14 protein-coding genes are annotated in these 14,644 nt (G+C 68.6%); 4 read left to right on the plus strand and 10 right to left on the minus strand.

Annotation, left to right across the window (positions count from 1 at the left end; translation table 11 throughout):
- Positions 1 to 53: 53 nt before the first annotated feature.
- Positions 54 to 227 carry a hypothetical protein gene (locus F0U60_RS04485; RefSeq protein WP_395814357.1) on the minus strand — a complete coding sequence of 58 codons (174 nt, stop codon included), beginning with the start codon at positions 225 to 227 and terminating at the stop codon, positions 54 to 56.
- Positions 228 to 422: 195 nt separating this feature from the next.
- Between F0U60_RS04485 and F0U60_RS04490 the strand changes: the two genes are divergently transcribed.
- The gene (locus tag F0U60_RS04490; RefSeq protein WP_395814360.1) at positions 423 to 2,108 is read left to right on the plus strand and encodes a CotH kinase family protein; all 1,686 of its coding nucleotides are present in this window, start codon (positions 423 to 425) and stop codon (positions 2,106 to 2,108) included.
- 3 nt (positions 2,109 to 2,111) lie between these two features.
- On the opposite strand, the gene gloA is transcribed toward F0U60_RS04490, so the two are convergent.
- Positions 2,112 to 2,498: a lactoylglutathione lyase gene (gene gloA / locus F0U60_RS04495; RefSeq protein WP_395814363.1), complete on the minus strand. Its 387-nt coding sequence runs from the start codon at positions 2,496 to 2,498 to the stop codon at positions 2,112 to 2,114.
- A gap of 5 nt (positions 2,499 to 2,503) precedes the next feature.
- The gene (locus F0U60_RS04500) at positions 2,504 to 3,247 is read right to left on the minus strand and encodes a hypothetical protein (protein ID WP_395814366.1); all 744 of its coding nucleotides are present in this window, start codon (positions 3,245 to 3,247) and stop codon (positions 2,504 to 2,506) included.
- A 140-nt stretch (positions 3,248 to 3,387) separates the two neighbouring features.
- Here F0U60_RS04500 and F0U60_RS04505 point away from each other — a divergent pair, with 140 nt between their 5' ends.
- The gene (locus F0U60_RS04505) at positions 3,388 to 3,870 is read left to right on the plus strand and encodes a RebB family R body protein (protein WP_395814369.1); all 483 of its coding nucleotides are present in this window, start codon (positions 3,388 to 3,390) and stop codon (positions 3,868 to 3,870) included.
- 85 nt (positions 3,871 to 3,955) lie between these two features.
- Here F0U60_RS04505 and F0U60_RS04510 read toward each other — a convergent pair whose 3' ends face one another.
- Positions 3,956 to 5,626: a hypothetical protein gene (locus F0U60_RS04510; protein ID WP_395814372.1), complete on the minus strand. Its 1,671-nt coding sequence runs from the start codon at positions 5,624 to 5,626 to the stop codon at positions 3,956 to 3,958.
- Positions 5,627 to 5,734: 108 nt separating this feature from the next.
- On the opposite strand from F0U60_RS04510, the gene F0U60_RS04515 reads away from it, so the two are divergent.
- Positions 5,735 to 6,418: an SOUL family heme-binding protein gene (locus tag F0U60_RS04515; protein ID WP_395814376.1), complete on the plus strand. Its 684-nt coding sequence runs from the start codon at positions 5,735 to 5,737 to the stop codon at positions 6,416 to 6,418.
- Between the two features lie 9 nt (positions 6,419 to 6,427).
- On the opposite strand, the gene F0U60_RS04520 is transcribed toward F0U60_RS04515, so the two are convergent.
- From F0U60_RS04520 to F0U60_RS04540, 5 genes are all read right to left on the minus strand, one after another.
- Positions 6,428 to 8,971, minus strand: coding sequence for a VIT domain-containing protein (locus F0U60_RS04520; RefSeq protein WP_395814379.1), 2,544 nt, complete (start codon positions 8,969 to 8,971; stop codon positions 6,428 to 6,430).
- A 219-nt stretch (positions 8,972 to 9,190) separates the two neighbouring features.
- Entirely contained in the window at positions 9,191 to 9,736 is a 546-nt protein-coding gene (locus tag F0U60_RS04525; protein ID WP_395814382.1) for a glutathione peroxidase, read from the minus strand.
- Between the two features lie 32 nt (positions 9,737 to 9,768).
- On the minus strand, positions 9,769 to 10,482 hold the full coding sequence (locus F0U60_RS04530) for a double-CXXCG motif protein (RefSeq protein ID WP_395814385.1): 714 nt from the start codon (positions 10,480 to 10,482) through the stop codon (positions 9,769 to 9,771).
- Between the two features lie 14 nt (positions 10,483 to 10,496).
- Positions 10,497 to 11,240: a TIGR02269 family lipoprotein gene (locus F0U60_RS04535; protein WP_395814388.1), complete on the minus strand. Its 744-nt coding sequence runs from the start codon at positions 11,238 to 11,240 to the stop codon at positions 10,497 to 10,499.
- 7 nt (positions 11,241 to 11,247) lie between these two features.
- Complete coding sequence (locus F0U60_RS04540; protein WP_395814391.1) at positions 11,248 to 12,603, minus strand: DUF2254 domain-containing protein; 1,356 nt, start codon at positions 12,601 to 12,603, stop codon at positions 11,248 to 11,250.
- 206 nt (positions 12,604 to 12,809) lie between these two features.
- Here F0U60_RS04540 and F0U60_RS04545 point away from each other — a divergent pair, with 206 nt between their 5' ends.
- Positions 12,810 to 14,120 (plus strand): CapA family protein, encoded by a 1,311-nt coding sequence (locus F0U60_RS04545; RefSeq protein ID WP_395814394.1) that lies wholly within the window; start codon positions 12,810 to 12,812, stop codon positions 14,118 to 14,120.
- Here the strand turns inward: F0U60_RS04545 and F0U60_RS04550 are convergent.
- A complete protein-coding gene (locus F0U60_RS04550) occupies positions 14,117 to 14,515 on the minus strand; it encodes a hypothetical protein (protein ID WP_395814397.1) in 399 nt (132 codons plus the stop codon). The genes F0U60_RS04545 and F0U60_RS04550 overlap by 4 nt on opposite strands.
- Positions 14,516 to 14,644: the final 129 nt, after the last annotated feature.

Below are 14,644 nucleotides of genomic sequence, written 5' to 3' on the forward strand. Positions count from 1 at the left end.
GCACAAGCCAGCCTGCTTCATCCGCAGGGGAGCAGGTAGCCGAGCGTCGAGCGTCAGCCACGTAACCTCCGCGCCTCGCGGAAGAACTGGGTGAGTGAGAAGTCCAGGGAGGCGTCGTGGTACTGCAGGTAATGGCGGGCGCGCAGGAAGGGCAGCCAGGCTCTGTCGCCCACCACCACGGCGGCCTCGTCCAGGTCGCGCCGGGGCATCCTCGAGTTCGAGGACATCCGACGACTTGTTCCATTCATCAGGGTGCATGGTGGAAATGGACCTCTCGAAGCCATCTCATCCCTCCATGCTTTCATGACGCACGCCTGCCTGCTCACTTAGCGAGGGCTCTTTGCACAGAGTTCGGCAGCTCGAACTCCCCTGCCCTCCAGGTCACGGAATGGTTACTTCTCCTCGCACTCAGGGGAGGGGACATGGCGGGCAGGGGGGCGTGGATCCGGCGCGCGCTGGTGCTGATGGCGTGTCTCGGAGCGGTGGGGTGCGGGTCCTCGGGTGGGACGGGCGACACATCAAGAGCCGGAGTGGACACCGAGGCCCCCTCGATTCCGGGAGCACAGACACCCACGGACGGCTCTCCGCCTCTGTCTCCGCCCGACGCGGGTACACAGGGGCCGGATGAGAGCACTCCGCCTCCGAAGCCCACGGTCTGCGCGCCTACCGGTGCGGGTCCTCACTGGCTCCAGGAAGGCGAGCCGCTGACGGTCACGCTCCGCTGTGGCACCGGTTACTCGGCGGCGGGGTTGCGCTTCACCGTGTCTCCCCTCCCGGAGGGGGCTCGCGTGGATGAGGCGAGTGGCACCTTCACCTGGACACCCGGGAAGGCCCAGGCAGCCGTGTGGCTGCTCTCCATCACCGAGCACAGCACGGGCGAGACGGGCGTCCTCAAGGTGGGCGTGGCTGACAACTGGCAGGCGCCGGGCAACGTCCGGGAGTTGGATCCCACCACGTACACGGAGGAGTACGGGCTGCCGGTGATGCACCTCTTCTTCGAGGGGCAGCTCACGGCGGGTGGCTATCGCCCGGTGGAGCTCGTCTACCGCGGACACCGCTACACCGCGGAGGCCAAGTACCGCGGGGCCACCTCCAGCATCTTCCCCAAGCGCAACTACACCTTCAAATTCGCGAAGGAAGATCCCTTCAACGAGCCGGAGCTCGCGGGAGGCTTCACAGGCCGGCGCAAGCTGGTGCTCATCACCAGCTTCAATGACAACTCATACATTCGGCCGAGGCTCGCCTTCGACCTGTGGAACCGGATGTCCCCGGATCACATCCAGGTGAAGACCTTCAGCGCGGTGCTCTATGTGAACGGACGCTTCTGGGGCCTCTTCACCGTGGGGGACCACGTGGACGAGCACCTGATGGAGCAGCACGGCCTCTCCGATGACGGAGACCTCTTCAAGGCGGTGGAGGCGGACGCGAACTTCTCGCGGCTCGACAAGAATGGCGCGCCCAAGGAGCCGCTCCAGCTCGGCTTCGAGAAGAAGGAAGGCAAGCCCCAGGACGGTTGGGTCGGCGCCTATGACACGCTGAACGGCCTCATCGCCTTCATCGCGGACTCGGACGCGGAGACCTTCCGCTCGCAGTGGAGCTCCCGGCTGAACACCCAGGACTACGAGGACTGGTGGATCTTCAATACGGCCATCCTCGGCGTGGACTCGGGCGGGAAGAACGCCTACCACTATTACGATCCGGCGACGCAGGCCCCCTGGCGCTTCATCCCGTGGGACCTCGACGCGAGCTTTGGCCAGAGCTGGGACACGCGCCGGACCGGGTCCACGGCCCTCATGAACTTCGCCAGCGCCAACCACCTCTTCGCCCGCATGCTGGCCGAGCCCACCATCGCCACGCCCATGCGCGAGCGCTACCGGGAAATGCTGCGCGGCCCGCTGGCGAAGGAGGAGGTGCAAAAGCTCATCGACGGCTACGTGCGGGAGATTCACGCCGTGGCCTTGCGCGACGAGGCGCGGTGGCTTCAGCAGTACCGCACCTTCGAGCGCTGGAGCGACCGGACGGACTTCACCACCCACGAGCAGGAGGTGGAGTACCTCCGCCAGTGGGTGGACGAGCGATGGGAGCTGCTGAATCGGCAGCTGCCGTAGGGCTCACGTGCCCTGCTGGATGAGCTCCACCCGGTAGCCGTCCGGGTCCTCGACGAAGGCGATGACCGTGGTGCCGTGCTTCATGGGACCCGGCTCGCGCACCACCTTGCCACCGGCCTTGCGGATGGCGTCGCAGGTGCCGTGGATGTCCGTCACGCCGAGGGCGACGTGGCCGTAGGCGTTGCCTAGCTCGTACTTCGAGGTGTCCCAGTTGTGGGTGAGCTCCAGGGCGGGGTGGGTGTCCTCGGGGCCATAGCCCACGAAGGCCAGGGTGAACTTTCCGTCCGGGTAGTCCTTGCGGCGCAGCAGCTGCATTCCGAGGACGCGGGTGTAGAAGTCGAGCGACTTCTCGAGGTCTCCGACGCGGAGCATCGTGTGGAGGATTCGCATGCGCCCTACATAGCGGGCTCGTGCGCGGGTGTCTCGGGCTTCCAGGCCTGCAATCGTCGCTGCAGGGCGGTGAGCGCCCAGAGGTCCGCGGGGTTGTCCGGCGCCACGGCCGCGAGGGCCCGCTCCAGGTGGGGCAGGGCGCCTGACTCGCCCCACTCGGACAACCGGCGAAGAGCGGACAGCGAGGGACCTACTTCGAGTGCGGCCAGCAACGTGTGCACCACGCGGGGACTGCGCTCGCGGCACAGCCGGTCCACCGCCTCGTGCCGCTCTTCGAAGGAGGCGTGAGGATCCACCAGGACCGCGGAGAGCGCCTGGAATGTCTCCTCCGGCAGCAGGGGCTGAGGCACCGGGTGCGGCCAGTGCTCGAGCGTGATGCCGGTGGTGCCCGCCACGCTGCACTCGCGCTTCACTCCGTCCGCGCCGAACAGCTCGAGCAGCCGTCCCGGGGAGGGCATGCCCGCGTCCAAGACACGCTGGGCCCGCTCGGCGAGTGTGGCGGAGTGCCCGAGCAAGTGGATGCGCAGCACGGACACTTCTTCCTGTGCGCAGGCCTCCTTCTCCACGCGCTTCCATTTCACGAAGACTTCGGCGAGCCCTCGCTCGTGCACGTACCACCGGTATTCCAGCCACACGGCGCTCAGGCGCTTGTCGAAGCGAGAGTCCTCGGGTTCGTACATCCTGGGAGCGCCCTCCCTCACATTCTGGAAGGAGGCGTCCAGCAGCGCCTGCACGTCGCTCAGTCGCATGGGGCAAGGCGCAGTGTGTCACGCCCGAGCGGTGGAGGAGAAGGTGGCCCTCGGGACGAGTTGGCTCGACGCAGCCGGGCAGGGCGGCTTTACTTCGCTCAGGTGGCACGGTGGTGCCCTTCACTCCCAGGAGGAACTCGATGGCGGATGGCGACAACGTGAATCTGGCGACGCTCGGCGCGGAGGCGGAGTTGGTGCGGCTCGGGACGGCGGTGGCCGACGTGCTGGCGAAGCTGAACGATGTCACCGCGCAGCAGCAGCGAAGCATCCTGCAGCTCGTCGTGGACTCGCGGATGGCCTGCGAGGCCGTGCGCGGTCCAGCTCACGAGCCGAAGTCCGCCTCGCTCCCGCCCATCGAGCCGGCGCAGGCCCTGTCCCCGGCGGAGAAGTCCGCGGAGTCCACCTCGCGGGCCATTCACCCCGACGAGGTGCGAGCGCGGGCCTTGGCCTCCGTCTATGAGGCGGCGGCGCAGGCGCTCGGTCTGGCGTTCCACAACGCGGTGGCCAATCAGCAGCAGCTCAACGTGCTGGGCCAGGCGGCCTTGAGCCAGTCGGCCGTCCTCGTGCTGTCGGCGGGCCCCTCGAGCGAGTCGTCGCAGGCCGGCGTCCTCAAGGCAGGCTGAGTCGAAGTGGCTACACCCGGGGTCCGGCGAATGTCGTGCGCTGGACCCCGGTGCCGGGTGAGGCCTGCGTGAGTCTTCCGAGGGCTCAGCGCCGGGTGACGGGAGCCGGGGCACTCCAGCTCAGTTGCGAGAGGCCACCCTCCGTGCCGAAGAGGACCGAGTCCTCCTCAACAAGAATGGAGTACACGCGCGGATCCGCGAGCCGCGGCAGCGGGTGCACCTTGCCGCTCATCGCATCGTAGTGCGCCGCGCCCAGCAGTGTTCCCACCAGCGCGCCGCCCGGCACCAGCGCGGTGGACACCACGTAGCGGCTCGGCAGGCCCTCGGCGTCGCGCACGCGCGTCCAGCGCTCGCCGTCGAAGTAGCTGAAGCCGTCCTGGCACGAGCCCGCCACCGCACGGCCCTCCGCATCCGCCGAGAGCGCCGTCACCCAGTTGTCCGTGAGGTGCTTTCCATCATGGAAGCGCGTCCACTGCATGCCGTCCCAGCGCAGGAGGCCCCGGTCCTCGCTCGCCACCCAGAGGTAGCGCCCTGCGCCATCCGCTCCCGACACGTGGGTGCTCCAGCCCTCGGGCAGTTGCAGTCGCTTCGCCAGCTCGATCGGTTGGCTTGCCGGCTTCACGAAGGAGGTGCCACGTCCGTCCACCAGGGCGACGCCGTCCTCCGTACCCGCCACCGCCGCCAGTACCGACAGCTTGCCGAGCGCCACGGGGTTGCGGCCACCGTACGCCATGGGTGTCCACGTCCTCCCATCGTGGAGGCCCAGCCCGTACATCGTGGCCACGTAGAGGTTGCGCCCGTCGGTCGCGAGGCCCAGCACGTGGTTGCTCGGGAGGTTTGGCGTGCGGATCGTCCGCCACCGTCCGTCGGGCAGCTCCCAGCACACGCCCCTGTCGAAGGTGCCCACCACCCGCTGCCCCTGGTACCGCGTCAGCGCGGTGATGTGATTGCCACAGAGCTGGCCCGTGGGCGTCACCCGCTTCCATTCGCTGCCCTGGCGCCGGAAGACGCCCTGGTCGCGAGTGCCCACCCAGGCCACGCCCTTCACCTCGAGCGTGCTCGTGGCACCCGAAGGCAGTGCCTTGGGCTCGCCCGTACTCGCGCCCCAGCGCCGCGCCTCGCCGTCACTGCCGAGCACCTGCGTTCCGCCCTTCGGATCCGCGACGTACGCGAGCGGCCCCATGGGCACGGGCAGCGACACGAGTCCGTCCGGTCCCAGCGTGAAGGCGCCCTCGGTGGTGCCCACGCGCAGCGATTCGCCTTCTTCCTCCAGCAGCAGCACCTGGCCAGGGACCGTCCACATGCGCTCCGAGGCCGGCGCCATCACCCGCCCGTCCGCCGTGCCGAGATAGCGCTCGGTGAAGGCCGTATACGTGGGGCCCGCGGGCAGCCGCTCCGAGAGCCAGCCGAGCGCCGCGCGGTACACCTCCGCGTTCATGCTCCCCGCCGCCGGCAGCGCGTACCACTTCGCCCCCAGCACCGGCTCCACGCGCCAGCGCTTGTCCACCGCCACCACGCCCTCGTCCGTGGCCGCGAAGAGACGGTCACCCGCCACCTCCAGCGCGCGGCAGAAGTGGCTCGGCAGGCCTTCCTCCACGGTCAGCGTACGCACCGGGCGCCCCGAGCGGGTGAAGAGCTCCAGGCCTCCCTCGGTGCAGGCCACCACGTGGTCGTTGTAGGCGGCGAGGTCATGCACCGTCTCGGTGTTGGTGACGGTGGCGGAGAGCAGGGCGGCGGTCAGGGTGGAGAGCAGCATGCCTGTCTGCATTGCGAAGCTTGGGCCAGCGTGCATCCCCGCGAAATCACGCGGGCCTGTCCTCTGTCAGCCGCGAGGTGTGGCTGGGGGCCAGCACTCGAATGCGGGGTGGCTGACTCCTCCCTGCCCGAGGAGGACATGGCCATAGGGGTCCTGCGTGACTACCTCGTGCGCATGAACAAGCAGACTCGGACGGTGTTGTTGGCCTCGGGGACGGCCCTGGTGGGCGCGCTCGGCTGGGCAGGCTGGCAGTTCTTCAAGGAGAAGAACCTCGAAGAGCCCCACTACCGGGTGCTGAGCGTGAAGGACGGCGTGGAGCTGCGTGCGTACGTGCCCTCAATTGTGGCGGTGACGGAGGTGGAGGGCGCCTTCGACGCGAGCCTCAACGAGGGCTTCCGGCGGCTCGCGGGCTACATCTTCGGAGGCAACCGGAGCAAGCAGTCCATCCCCATGACGGCCCCGGTGGGCATGCAGCGCAGCGGCCAGGTGTGGCGCATGACCTTCGCCATGCCCTCGGAGTACATGCTGGAGACGCTGCCGGAGCCGGTGGACCCCCGGGTGCGCCTGGAGAACGTGCCGGGCAGGCGCGTGGCCGTCCGGAGCTTCTCCGGCTCGGCTCCGGAGTCCGTGGCGAAGGCCGAGCAGGCGCGGCTCCTCGAGGATTTGAAGAAGCAGGGCCTGCGCCCGGTGGGCGAGCCGGTGCTCGCCCAGTACAACTCGCCCTTCATGCCCCCCTTCCTGCGGCGCAATGAGATCCACGTCGACGTTCAGGCCGAGGAGCTGGTGCACTGAGTCGCGGGGCTACTGCTCGACCGTGAGAGCGACGCGAAGCTTCTCGCGGCGCTCGAAGCGGTTGCCGGCGGCATCCCGAGCCACGAGCACCAGCTCGTACTCGCCGGGCTCGGTGCCGGCGGGCACCACCAGCTCGCGGGAGAAGCGCAGGCCGTCGCGCGTCTCCAGCAGGAGCTGCTCGTCACCGAAGAGCTCGCTGTAGACGCTCACCTCCTTGGTGGCCTCCACCGCGTCCACGTCCAGCCGCAGCGTCTGACCTGGCGCGAGCAGCCGCGAGGACAGCGTCACCTCGATGTCATTGCCCTGGGAGTCCAGCCGGTAGCGGACCTCGCGGCGGCGCACGGTGCCGTCCTTCATCTCCACGGCCACCAGCACGTCGTAGTACCCGTCCTTCACGAAGAGGGGCACGAGAAAGCGGCCCCGCCAGTAGCCCGACACGGTGTCGAAGGTGAGCGGCTTCACCAGGCCGAAGGGGAAGTACGCTGTCACCCGGCGCGCGTTCCTCGGCGCCAGCACGGAGATGATGGGGTCCCCGGGCGGAATCTCCTCGCGGCTCAGCTCGCCGGAGACGGCCGCGTACGAGGTGCCCTCGGGCAGCTCCACCGGAACCATTTCGCGCACGGTGTCGCCGCCCGGCTGCGTGCGCGCCACTTCCTCCACTGCGACGAAGGACGTGTACTTGCTCATCAGCCCGTACTGGAGCGCCGTGGCGGTAATGGCCTGGACGACCTCGGGCCTCTCGCCGCGGTAGTTCTCCACCGACAGCTCCTCAATCCGCTGGCGCGCCCACAGGCTGCGCAGTGCCGAGTGCTCCGGCGCGGACTCGGGGAAGGTGAGCGGCACCTCGAAGTGGCGCTCCTGCCCGCGCACGCGGCCGGTGATGCGCAGCAGGCCCTGGCCCGTGCCCTGGAACTTGCCCACGAGGAACAGCGGCTGGCCGCTGAAGAGGTCCGGCATCACGCGCGGGTAGACGTCCGACACCGGCAGCCCGTCCGTGTCCACGCGCACCGAGGTCAGCACCGGGCCTCGGATGCGCGACTCGAACTCGCGGGCCACCTCGTCCTCGGGGCGGCGGAGGTTGACGAAGGTGGAGGCGCCACGGCCCACCTCACCCATCTTGGTGACGAGGTAGCGGTTGACGTCGTTGCCCACGCCCACGCTGAACACGCGCGTCTCCTCGCGCAGGTGCTCCTGGAGGGTGCCGAGCACCTCGTCATCGCCGCCGATGAAGCCGTCCGTCATGAGCAGCACCATGCGCAGCCGGGCCGGGTCGTTGGCGGGCACCATGGCCTCCTCGGCCGCGACGCGGATGTCGGTGCCACCATTGCCCCAGAAGTTGGCCACGTAGGGCAGGGCGCGCTCCACGTTCTCCGGCGAGGCCGGCACCGCGGCGGGCGCGAACTTCGTCACCGCCGTGTCGAAGTTGAGCACCTGGAAGGTGTCCTCGGAGTGGAGGTTACGGAGCACCTCGGCGGTGATGGCCTTGGACTTCTCGATGGGCTGGCCGGACTGCGAGCACGAGGTGTCGAGCACCAGGTACAGCTCGCGCGGCACCACCTCCTCCTGCTTCGGCTCGAGCTGCGGGTTGAGCAGCACGAGGAAGTAGCCCTCCTCGGCGCCGGGCGCGCGGTGCACCAGCACGGCCGGGCGGATGAGCGCATCGGCCACGCGGTACTCCAGCGTGAAGGTCTTGTTGGGGATGCGGTCGTCCGCGGCCAGCTCCACACGGGCGCGGCTCGTCCCCTCGCGCGTCATCGTCACCCGGTGGGAGGTGGAGCGCAGCTCATGCACGGGCACGCCCGCGTCCAGGCGCACGGTGAGGCGGATGTCACGGCCGCTGCGCACCTCGGGCGGGAGCACGGGCGGGGTGATGCGGCTCGCGTCGGGGACGGTGGTGGTGTCCGGCGAGGTTCCCTCGCCTTGACGGAAGGCCACGGGCTCGCCGCCGATGTAGCGCGGGCCCACCGTCATGGGGAAGTTGAAGCGGTACTGGCCGCTCTCGTAGACGAGCCGCTCCACATAGTGGATGCGCACCCGGATTTCTTCTCCGGGGAGGATGTTGGCCACGGATTGGGTGAAGAGGTTGGGGCGCTCCTGGTCGAGCAGCGCGGCCGTCTTCCCCTCGGCGCGGGCGCGCTCGTAGGTGTCACGGGCCTGCTCGCGCGTCTGGATGACGCCGCGGATGACGCGCTGGCCGATGACGAGCTCCATGGCATCCACCGCGGCCTTCTCTGGCAGCGGGAAGACGTAGAGGGCCTCGAGCGGCTCGGCGTAGGGATTGGCGAAGACCTGGGTGACGGTGACGCTGGCGAGGAAGCCGCTCACCTCGGCGTTCACCTCGGTGTGCTTGAGGCTGAAGTGCTGAGGCTGGGACTCGGGACAGCCCTGGGCGTTGGCGTGGCCGCGGAGCTTCGCTACCAGCGTGCCCTGGGTGATGGCTCCGGAGCTCAGGGGCGAGGCGGGAGCGGGGCAGGGCGTCTCCGCTTCCCGCTCCTGGGCGGAGGCGGGGACGGACAGAAGGCAGACGATGAGCGCGGCGAGTGCGGCTCGCATGGGATTCCTCGGACTGGGTGGGTACGCGTCAGGGGAATGCAGCCAGCGGGCCAGGGGTCGCGTCGCGGTAAGTCCGCGGAAGAACTGGGCCGGGTGGGGCGGGAGGCGAGGGCCGGGCGTGGGCTGTGGCTGCCGGGCCGCACTCGCATCCTCGCGGGATGCTGCCGGGGCTCGCGGTGGGGGTGCTCTTCCCACGAAGCCCCGGTGGGACGTCCGGGACTACTCGGCGAGGGCCTTGTCGAGGGCGGCCTTGAGCTCGGCGCTCTCCGGAGTCACCGAGCTGGGGAAAGCGGCGCGCACCTGGCCGTCCTTGCCCACCACGTACTTGTGGAAGTTCCACTTGGGCTCGCCGTGCTTGCGCGCGAGGAACTCGTAGATAGGGGACTGACCCTCGCCCTTGGTCTTCACCTTCTCGAGCATGGGGAAGGTGACCTTGTAGCGGAGCTCACAGAACTTGGCGATCTGCTCGGAGCTGCCGGGCTCCTGGCCGCCGAAGTCGTTGGAGGGGATGCCGAGCACCACCACGCCCTTGTCCTTGTACTGGCCCCAGAGCTTCTCGAGGCCCGCGTACTGGGGCGTGTAACCACACTCGGAGGCGGTGTTCACCACGAGCACCACCTTGCCCTTGTACTCGGAGAGGTTCACGGGCTGGCCATTGAGTCGCTTGGACTGCAGGTCATGGAAGGACATCGCACGCTCCGCGGAGACGGCGGCGGTGCCCAGCAGGAGGACCGCCGCGGTGAGGGGAATCAGTCGGTTGAGCATGCCGCCCCAGATGCCTGAGCCGACGAATCGTTTCAACGCGCTTGCAGGGGGTGGAAGGTCACACCGTCGAGTTCCAAGCGCTGGCAGGCCTCGGCGAAGCGCTCGGTGCAGACGAGGACGGAGAAGTCTTCCAGGCGGAAGAGGTTCAGGTGGACCGGTAGGGTGGCTGCATCCAACAGGAGCTCATCGGGGAGCCTGAGTCCGAAACGGCCACAGCGAGGGCAAGGCGGTTTTCGGTCGGGGGGGAGACAGTCCGGGTGGGAGCGGCCCACGGGCAGGAGCTCCAACTCGAAGAACTCGGGCGATGCCCGCTGGCGGAAGCGCAGTTGGGTCGGGCAACCCTTGAGGTCTTGCAAACCCTCGTTCTTCAATTTGTCGAGCGCATCGCGCTGCACGAGCGGCCACCAGGGAGAATGGACCGTGAACGAGCCGAAGCGGCCCTGGGCCTTGCCCACGAGTGGGCCAAAGGCGGCACCGGGTTGCAGCCGTGCCCCTGGAGGCAGGAAGGGACGGACCAGCTCGCTCAGTCTCTCATATTCTTCGATGGGCTCGGCCCGGGCCTTCTCGAAGTCAGCCAGGGTTGCAATGGGGGTGAGGTCCACGGAGGGATAGGCTCTGGAATTGTCACCCCAGGTGGTCTGGCAGGCAGGGCAGCCAATGACACCTGGGATCTTCCACCTATGTGTGGCGTCAATATCCCCTGTGTAGCCCGATGCCTTGTCTTTCTTGACTCTGAAATACCGCATTGTTGCTCCTCGGCTCAATCCTGGCAGTAGGGCACGAATGAGCCATTCACCTTGAACAAGAACATGAGTTCGAACGCGAACTTCCAGATCTCCTTCGTGGAGGCTCCTTGGTTCTGCTCCTGGAACTGACGCCAGGCCTCATTCCACTGGCCTCCTTTGGGTCCGCCGCTATGAAGCCTTCGGTGGAAGCTCCTGGGGAGGCTGATCGTGAAGGCGTGAATGTTGATACCCTTGGTATCGAACCATTCGGCCAGGTCCCGGGCCTGCGGGAAGATGTGGTGCTTCTCGAGCGGCTCGGGCGGGAGCATGCACGCGAGCGGGTGCCTCGGTTGAAGCGTGCCCTGCTCGCGGCTCTTCCAGTTGTGCCAGGGGATTTCGAAGACGGGTTCTTCGTAGGTGGGGGTGGCCAGGGTGCGTCCCCACCAGCGGCTGGGACTGCCCACCAGGGGAGGACGCATCGCCTGCGGCATGGGCCCGCGTGTCAGCACCACGGCCGGGGCAGGCGCGTCATCCACCTCCACCAGGTCCCGGCAGCGCCACAGAGCGCAGCGCGCCTCGTCGCACAGCGGCACCACGCAACTCGGATCCGCCCGAGCCTCCTCCCACGAGGACACGGCATCCGGCGTTTCGTCGTCCTCGCGCACGCCTGGCGCCGACGTGGCACATGCGGCCATCAGCACGCAGAGGAGCGCGAGCCATCGTATGGAGGGCAGAAGGCTCAAGCCGTGGAGGCTAGAGGGCCTCGCACTCCGGGACAAGGACGCCTCAGTGCACGGTCTCGCAGGGCAGGGTGCTCGGGGTGGTGGCCCTCTTCTGCAGCTCGCTCCAGCGCTCCTCGATGAGCCGCACGTCGCGCTCGCGCTGGTTGGCGAGTCGAGCCGCCTCGTATACCGCCCGCCCGGTCTGGACGAGCGCCACCCGCATCGCCGGATCCTGTTCCACGCTGGCGATCTCCGCGAGCACCTCCATGATGCGGAGGATGACCCGGGGCTGCGAGGCCGCGGCGAGCGGAATCTCCCCGAAGGCATCCTGCAGGAAGGGGATGAGCCCAAAGCCGGGGCGCAGCAGCGTCACTCCGTCGCAGCGCCGCATCCACCACCCCTGGCCGAGCCGACCTCTGCCCGCCACCGCCCGTCCCACCGCGCCCAGCTCGTTGACGACCATCACCGCGGTGGTGACATCGTTGATGGCGGGCGAGAGTGCCTTGAGCGCCATGTCCACGAGCTGCCGCACCCCGTAGAGCACGTCCTGCTGCGTGGTCCGGGTATGTCCCACCGCGAGCGCGGCGTGGAGCCGTCTCCGTTGCCGCTCGCTCAGCGACACCTGGGGCCAGAGTGACAGCAGCGGTAAGCCCGGGAAGAGGAAGTCTCCGGTGCGCACGTCGAGCCGCACCGTGTGTACGCCCCGGGGAAGGGCCTCGAGCAGTCGTGCGTAGTCGACGAGCTGCACGTAACCCGTCTCCCTCGTGGTAATGACGGTGGCCTCCTCCTCCGCGGGGCTGGGTAGAGGGGTGCTCAGCTCCAGGACTTCATCGACGTTCAGTTGCTCCAGCTCCCGGATGATCTCCCGCCCGATGGACGCGATGATGCTGCTCGCTTCCACGGAGCGGGCGGCGTGGTGGAGGAAGTAGGGCAGCAGCACCAGGCAGAACAACGTGAGGAGCAGCGCCACCCCGAGTGACAGGACGGGGATGGACGTGCCCTGCGGGTCCTCGGAGGGGGTGCCCATCACGCCAAGCAGCAGCAGGAGGTACACTACGGTGAGCAGGTAGGCGCCGAGCATCCGCTGCGTGCCATGGTCCGCCATGAAGCGGGCCAGCAGCCGCGGGGTGTACTGCGTGGAGGCGAGCTGCACCGTCACCATCGTCATGGAGGCCGCCACCGCCATCACGGTGACGAGCGCCGCCGCCATGCCGATGAGCACATCACGGCTGCTGTCCGGGGTGGTGGGCAGATAGGTGGACAACCAGAATCCGCGCAGCTGCCTGCCCATGGCCGGCCAGCTCTGGTCCAGCGCTGGCAGCACCATTCCGAGCGTGATGCCCAGCGTCACGAACAGCACGGGCCGGAACGAGAGGCTCGCCTGGAGGGAGTTCCACAACTTCGCCAGGTGCGGTGACATCGATGGTCCTCTGGCCAAGGGGGCTCCTGAATGGACCATGTGGGTCCTCTCCACGAGCGTGTGGATGCATGCGGGCAGCCGCAAGCCGCTCCCCCACAAGGGAGTCCCTGCACTGAGAGGTCCGCGCGGCGACCTGGACCCTCGGCCATGTCCTTTGGGACATGGGGGGCTGTCCTCCAGGCCGCCCGCTCGGCTAGCGTGGGAGCGTGTTTGCTGCGGCGTTCCTGCTCGTCCCGTTGTTGTGTGCCACCCCACCCCAGCGCGTGGAGCTCGTCTTCGGAGGAGATGTCATCCCCCATGGCGAGGTGAAGGAGGCTGCGGCCGACCACGCGCGCGTCGATTCGGGCGATGCCGGCCCGGCCCGCTCGCGCAACAACGAGGGGTGGGACCACGTCTTCGGCCCCCTCGCCAATGCGCTGCGCTCCGCCGATGTCGCGATGGTGAACCTGGAGACGCCTGTCAGTGGAGATCCGCTGGCCTCCACCGGGCCCCTCCGCTTCGATGCGCCGTCCGCCATGCTGCACGCGCTGGCCGTTGCTGGGGTGGACGTGGTGTCACTCGCCAACAACCATGCCTTCGACCAGCGCCGCGCGGGCATCCAGGCCACCTGGGCGCACCTGGCCAAGGCGGGCCTCCAGGGCGTTGGCTCGGGTCCCTCCGAGGCCGCGGCGTGGGAGCCCCTCATCCTCGAGAAGCGCGGGATGCGGATTGGCTTCCTGTCCTTCACCCGGTGGCTGAACGGTGCTCGCAACCCGACGGACCCGGATGCCTCTCCCCACGTCGCCTTCGTGCCCTATCCCTCGAAAGTCAAAGTCGGTCTCGACCCCGAGTCGGCCGTGGAGTTGGTGCGTGCCGCGGCCCGGCGCTGTGACGCGCTCATCGTCTCCATCCACTGGGGCATCGAGTACTCCCACGCGCCGCAACCGGAGGACCGCAAGCTGGCCCGGGCCCTGCTGGAGGCCGGCGCGCTCGCCATCATCGGCCACCATCCCCACGTGCTGCAGCCCATCGAGTCGTACCGCACCACCTCGGGGCGCGACACGCTCATCGCCTTCTCCCTGGGCAACCTCATCGCGAACCAGGACCGACACTTCATCCAGGGTCGTCACATGGAGGAGAACGGGAGGAAGCGGGACTCGATGCTACTGAAGCTCTCGCTGTCGCGTCCCAGGCCGGGGGCGCCCGTGTCGCTGGAGGGGATGTCCGTCCTGCCGGTGTGGATTGAGAACAACCACTACCTCGCGCTCAGCAAGCGCGACGTGCCGCGCCACATCCAGCCTGTGCTGCTCGATGACGAATTGCAGGCCATCAACGAGCGGCTCCTGGCGATCTCGGCGCGGGTCCTCACCCAGCCACAGCTCACCCAGTCCCAGGACGTCCGCCAGGAGCGCATGGCGCTCGAGCGTCGGCTGGACCTGGCGCGACGCCGGCGCGGGCTCATCCTTCAGATCGTACTGCCTCCCGGCTCCGACGTGGGCACGGCGGAGTCCGGGAGGCGTCCGGCGGGAGCGGGTTAGTCCTCGGGCTGCGCGCGCGTGCCCTGCTCCACGGTGTCCTGGTCGGCCTGACCCTCGTCGGAGTCGAGCCCCTCGTCATTCACGCCCGGCTGGAGGACGCCTTCGTCCTCGTCGAGCACGCCGGTGTCACCCGCGCCACCGGTGCCGGGCTCGTTCGTCATGCCCTCGGTGCCGCCGGTGTCACCGGTGTCACCCGCACCGCCGGTGCCGGGCTCGTCGAGCGTGTCCTGGTCCTCGGTGGTCGTATCGGTGTTCTCCTGGGTGGTCCCACCCTGCTGCTGCTGGAGGAGATCCTGCGGACGTGCCTCGGCGCGCTGGCTTCCAACGGTGCCCAGCGCCAGGGCTGCCGCGAGCAGTCCCGCCAGGGTGAGCCGCGTCTTCATCTTTCCGGCCATCGTTTCTTCTCCGTGGGTTGGGGTGTCAGCTGCTTGACCCCGAACGTGGGCACGCGGACTCCGACCCCGCAGGAGGCGCCTGCTCACCCGAACGCCCTACGTCCCTACGTGGCAAGAGGGGGACGCCTC

The sequence above is a fragment of the Archangium minus genome (assembly GCF_044360475.1).
Classification (GTDB): Bacteria; Myxococcota; Myxococcia; order Myxococcales; family Myxococcaceae; genus Archangium; species Archangium minus.

Bases quoted from the DNA above. Each gene is read 5' to 3' on its own strand.
- F0U60_RS04485 (WP_395814357.1), bottom strand. From the start codon at position 227: ATGTCCTCGAACTCGAGGATGCCCCGGCGCGACCTGGACGAGGCCGCC.
- F0U60_RS04490 (WP_395814360.1), top strand. From the start codon at position 423: ATGGCGGGCAGGGGGGCGTGGATCCGGCGCGCGCTGGTGCTGATGGCG.
- gloA (WP_395814363.1), bottom strand. From the start codon at position 2,498: ATGCGAATCCTCCACACGATGCTCCGCGTCGGAGACCTCGAGAAGTCG.
- F0U60_RS04500 (WP_395814366.1), bottom strand. From the start codon at position 3,247: ATGCGACTGAGCGACGTGCAGGCGCTGCTGGACGCCTCCTTCCAGAAT.
- F0U60_RS04505 (WP_395814369.1), top strand. From the start codon at position 3,388: ATGGCGGATGGCGACAACGTGAATCTGGCGACGCTCGGCGCGGAGGCG.
- F0U60_RS04510 (WP_395814372.1), bottom strand. From the start codon at position 5,626: ATGCTGCTCTCCACCCTGACCGCCGCCCTGCTCTCCGCCACCGTCACC.
- F0U60_RS04520 (WP_395814379.1), bottom strand. From the start codon at position 8,971: ATGCGAGCCGCACTCGCCGCGCTCATCGTCTGCCTTCTGTCCGTCCCC.
- F0U60_RS04525 (WP_395814382.1), bottom strand. From the start codon at position 9,736: ATGCTCAACCGACTGATTCCCCTCACCGCGGCGGTCCTCCTGCTGGGC.
- F0U60_RS04530 (WP_395814385.1), bottom strand. From the start codon at position 10,482: ATGCGGTATTTCAGAGTCAAGAAAGACAAGGCATCGGGCTACACAGGG.
- F0U60_RS04540 (WP_395814391.1), bottom strand. From the start codon at position 12,603: ATGTCACCGCACCTGGCGAAGTTGTGGAACTCCCTCCAGGCGAGCCTC.
- F0U60_RS04550 (WP_395814397.1), bottom strand. From the start codon at position 14,515: ATGGCCGGAAAGATGAAGACGCGGCTCACCCTGGCGGGACTGCTCGCG.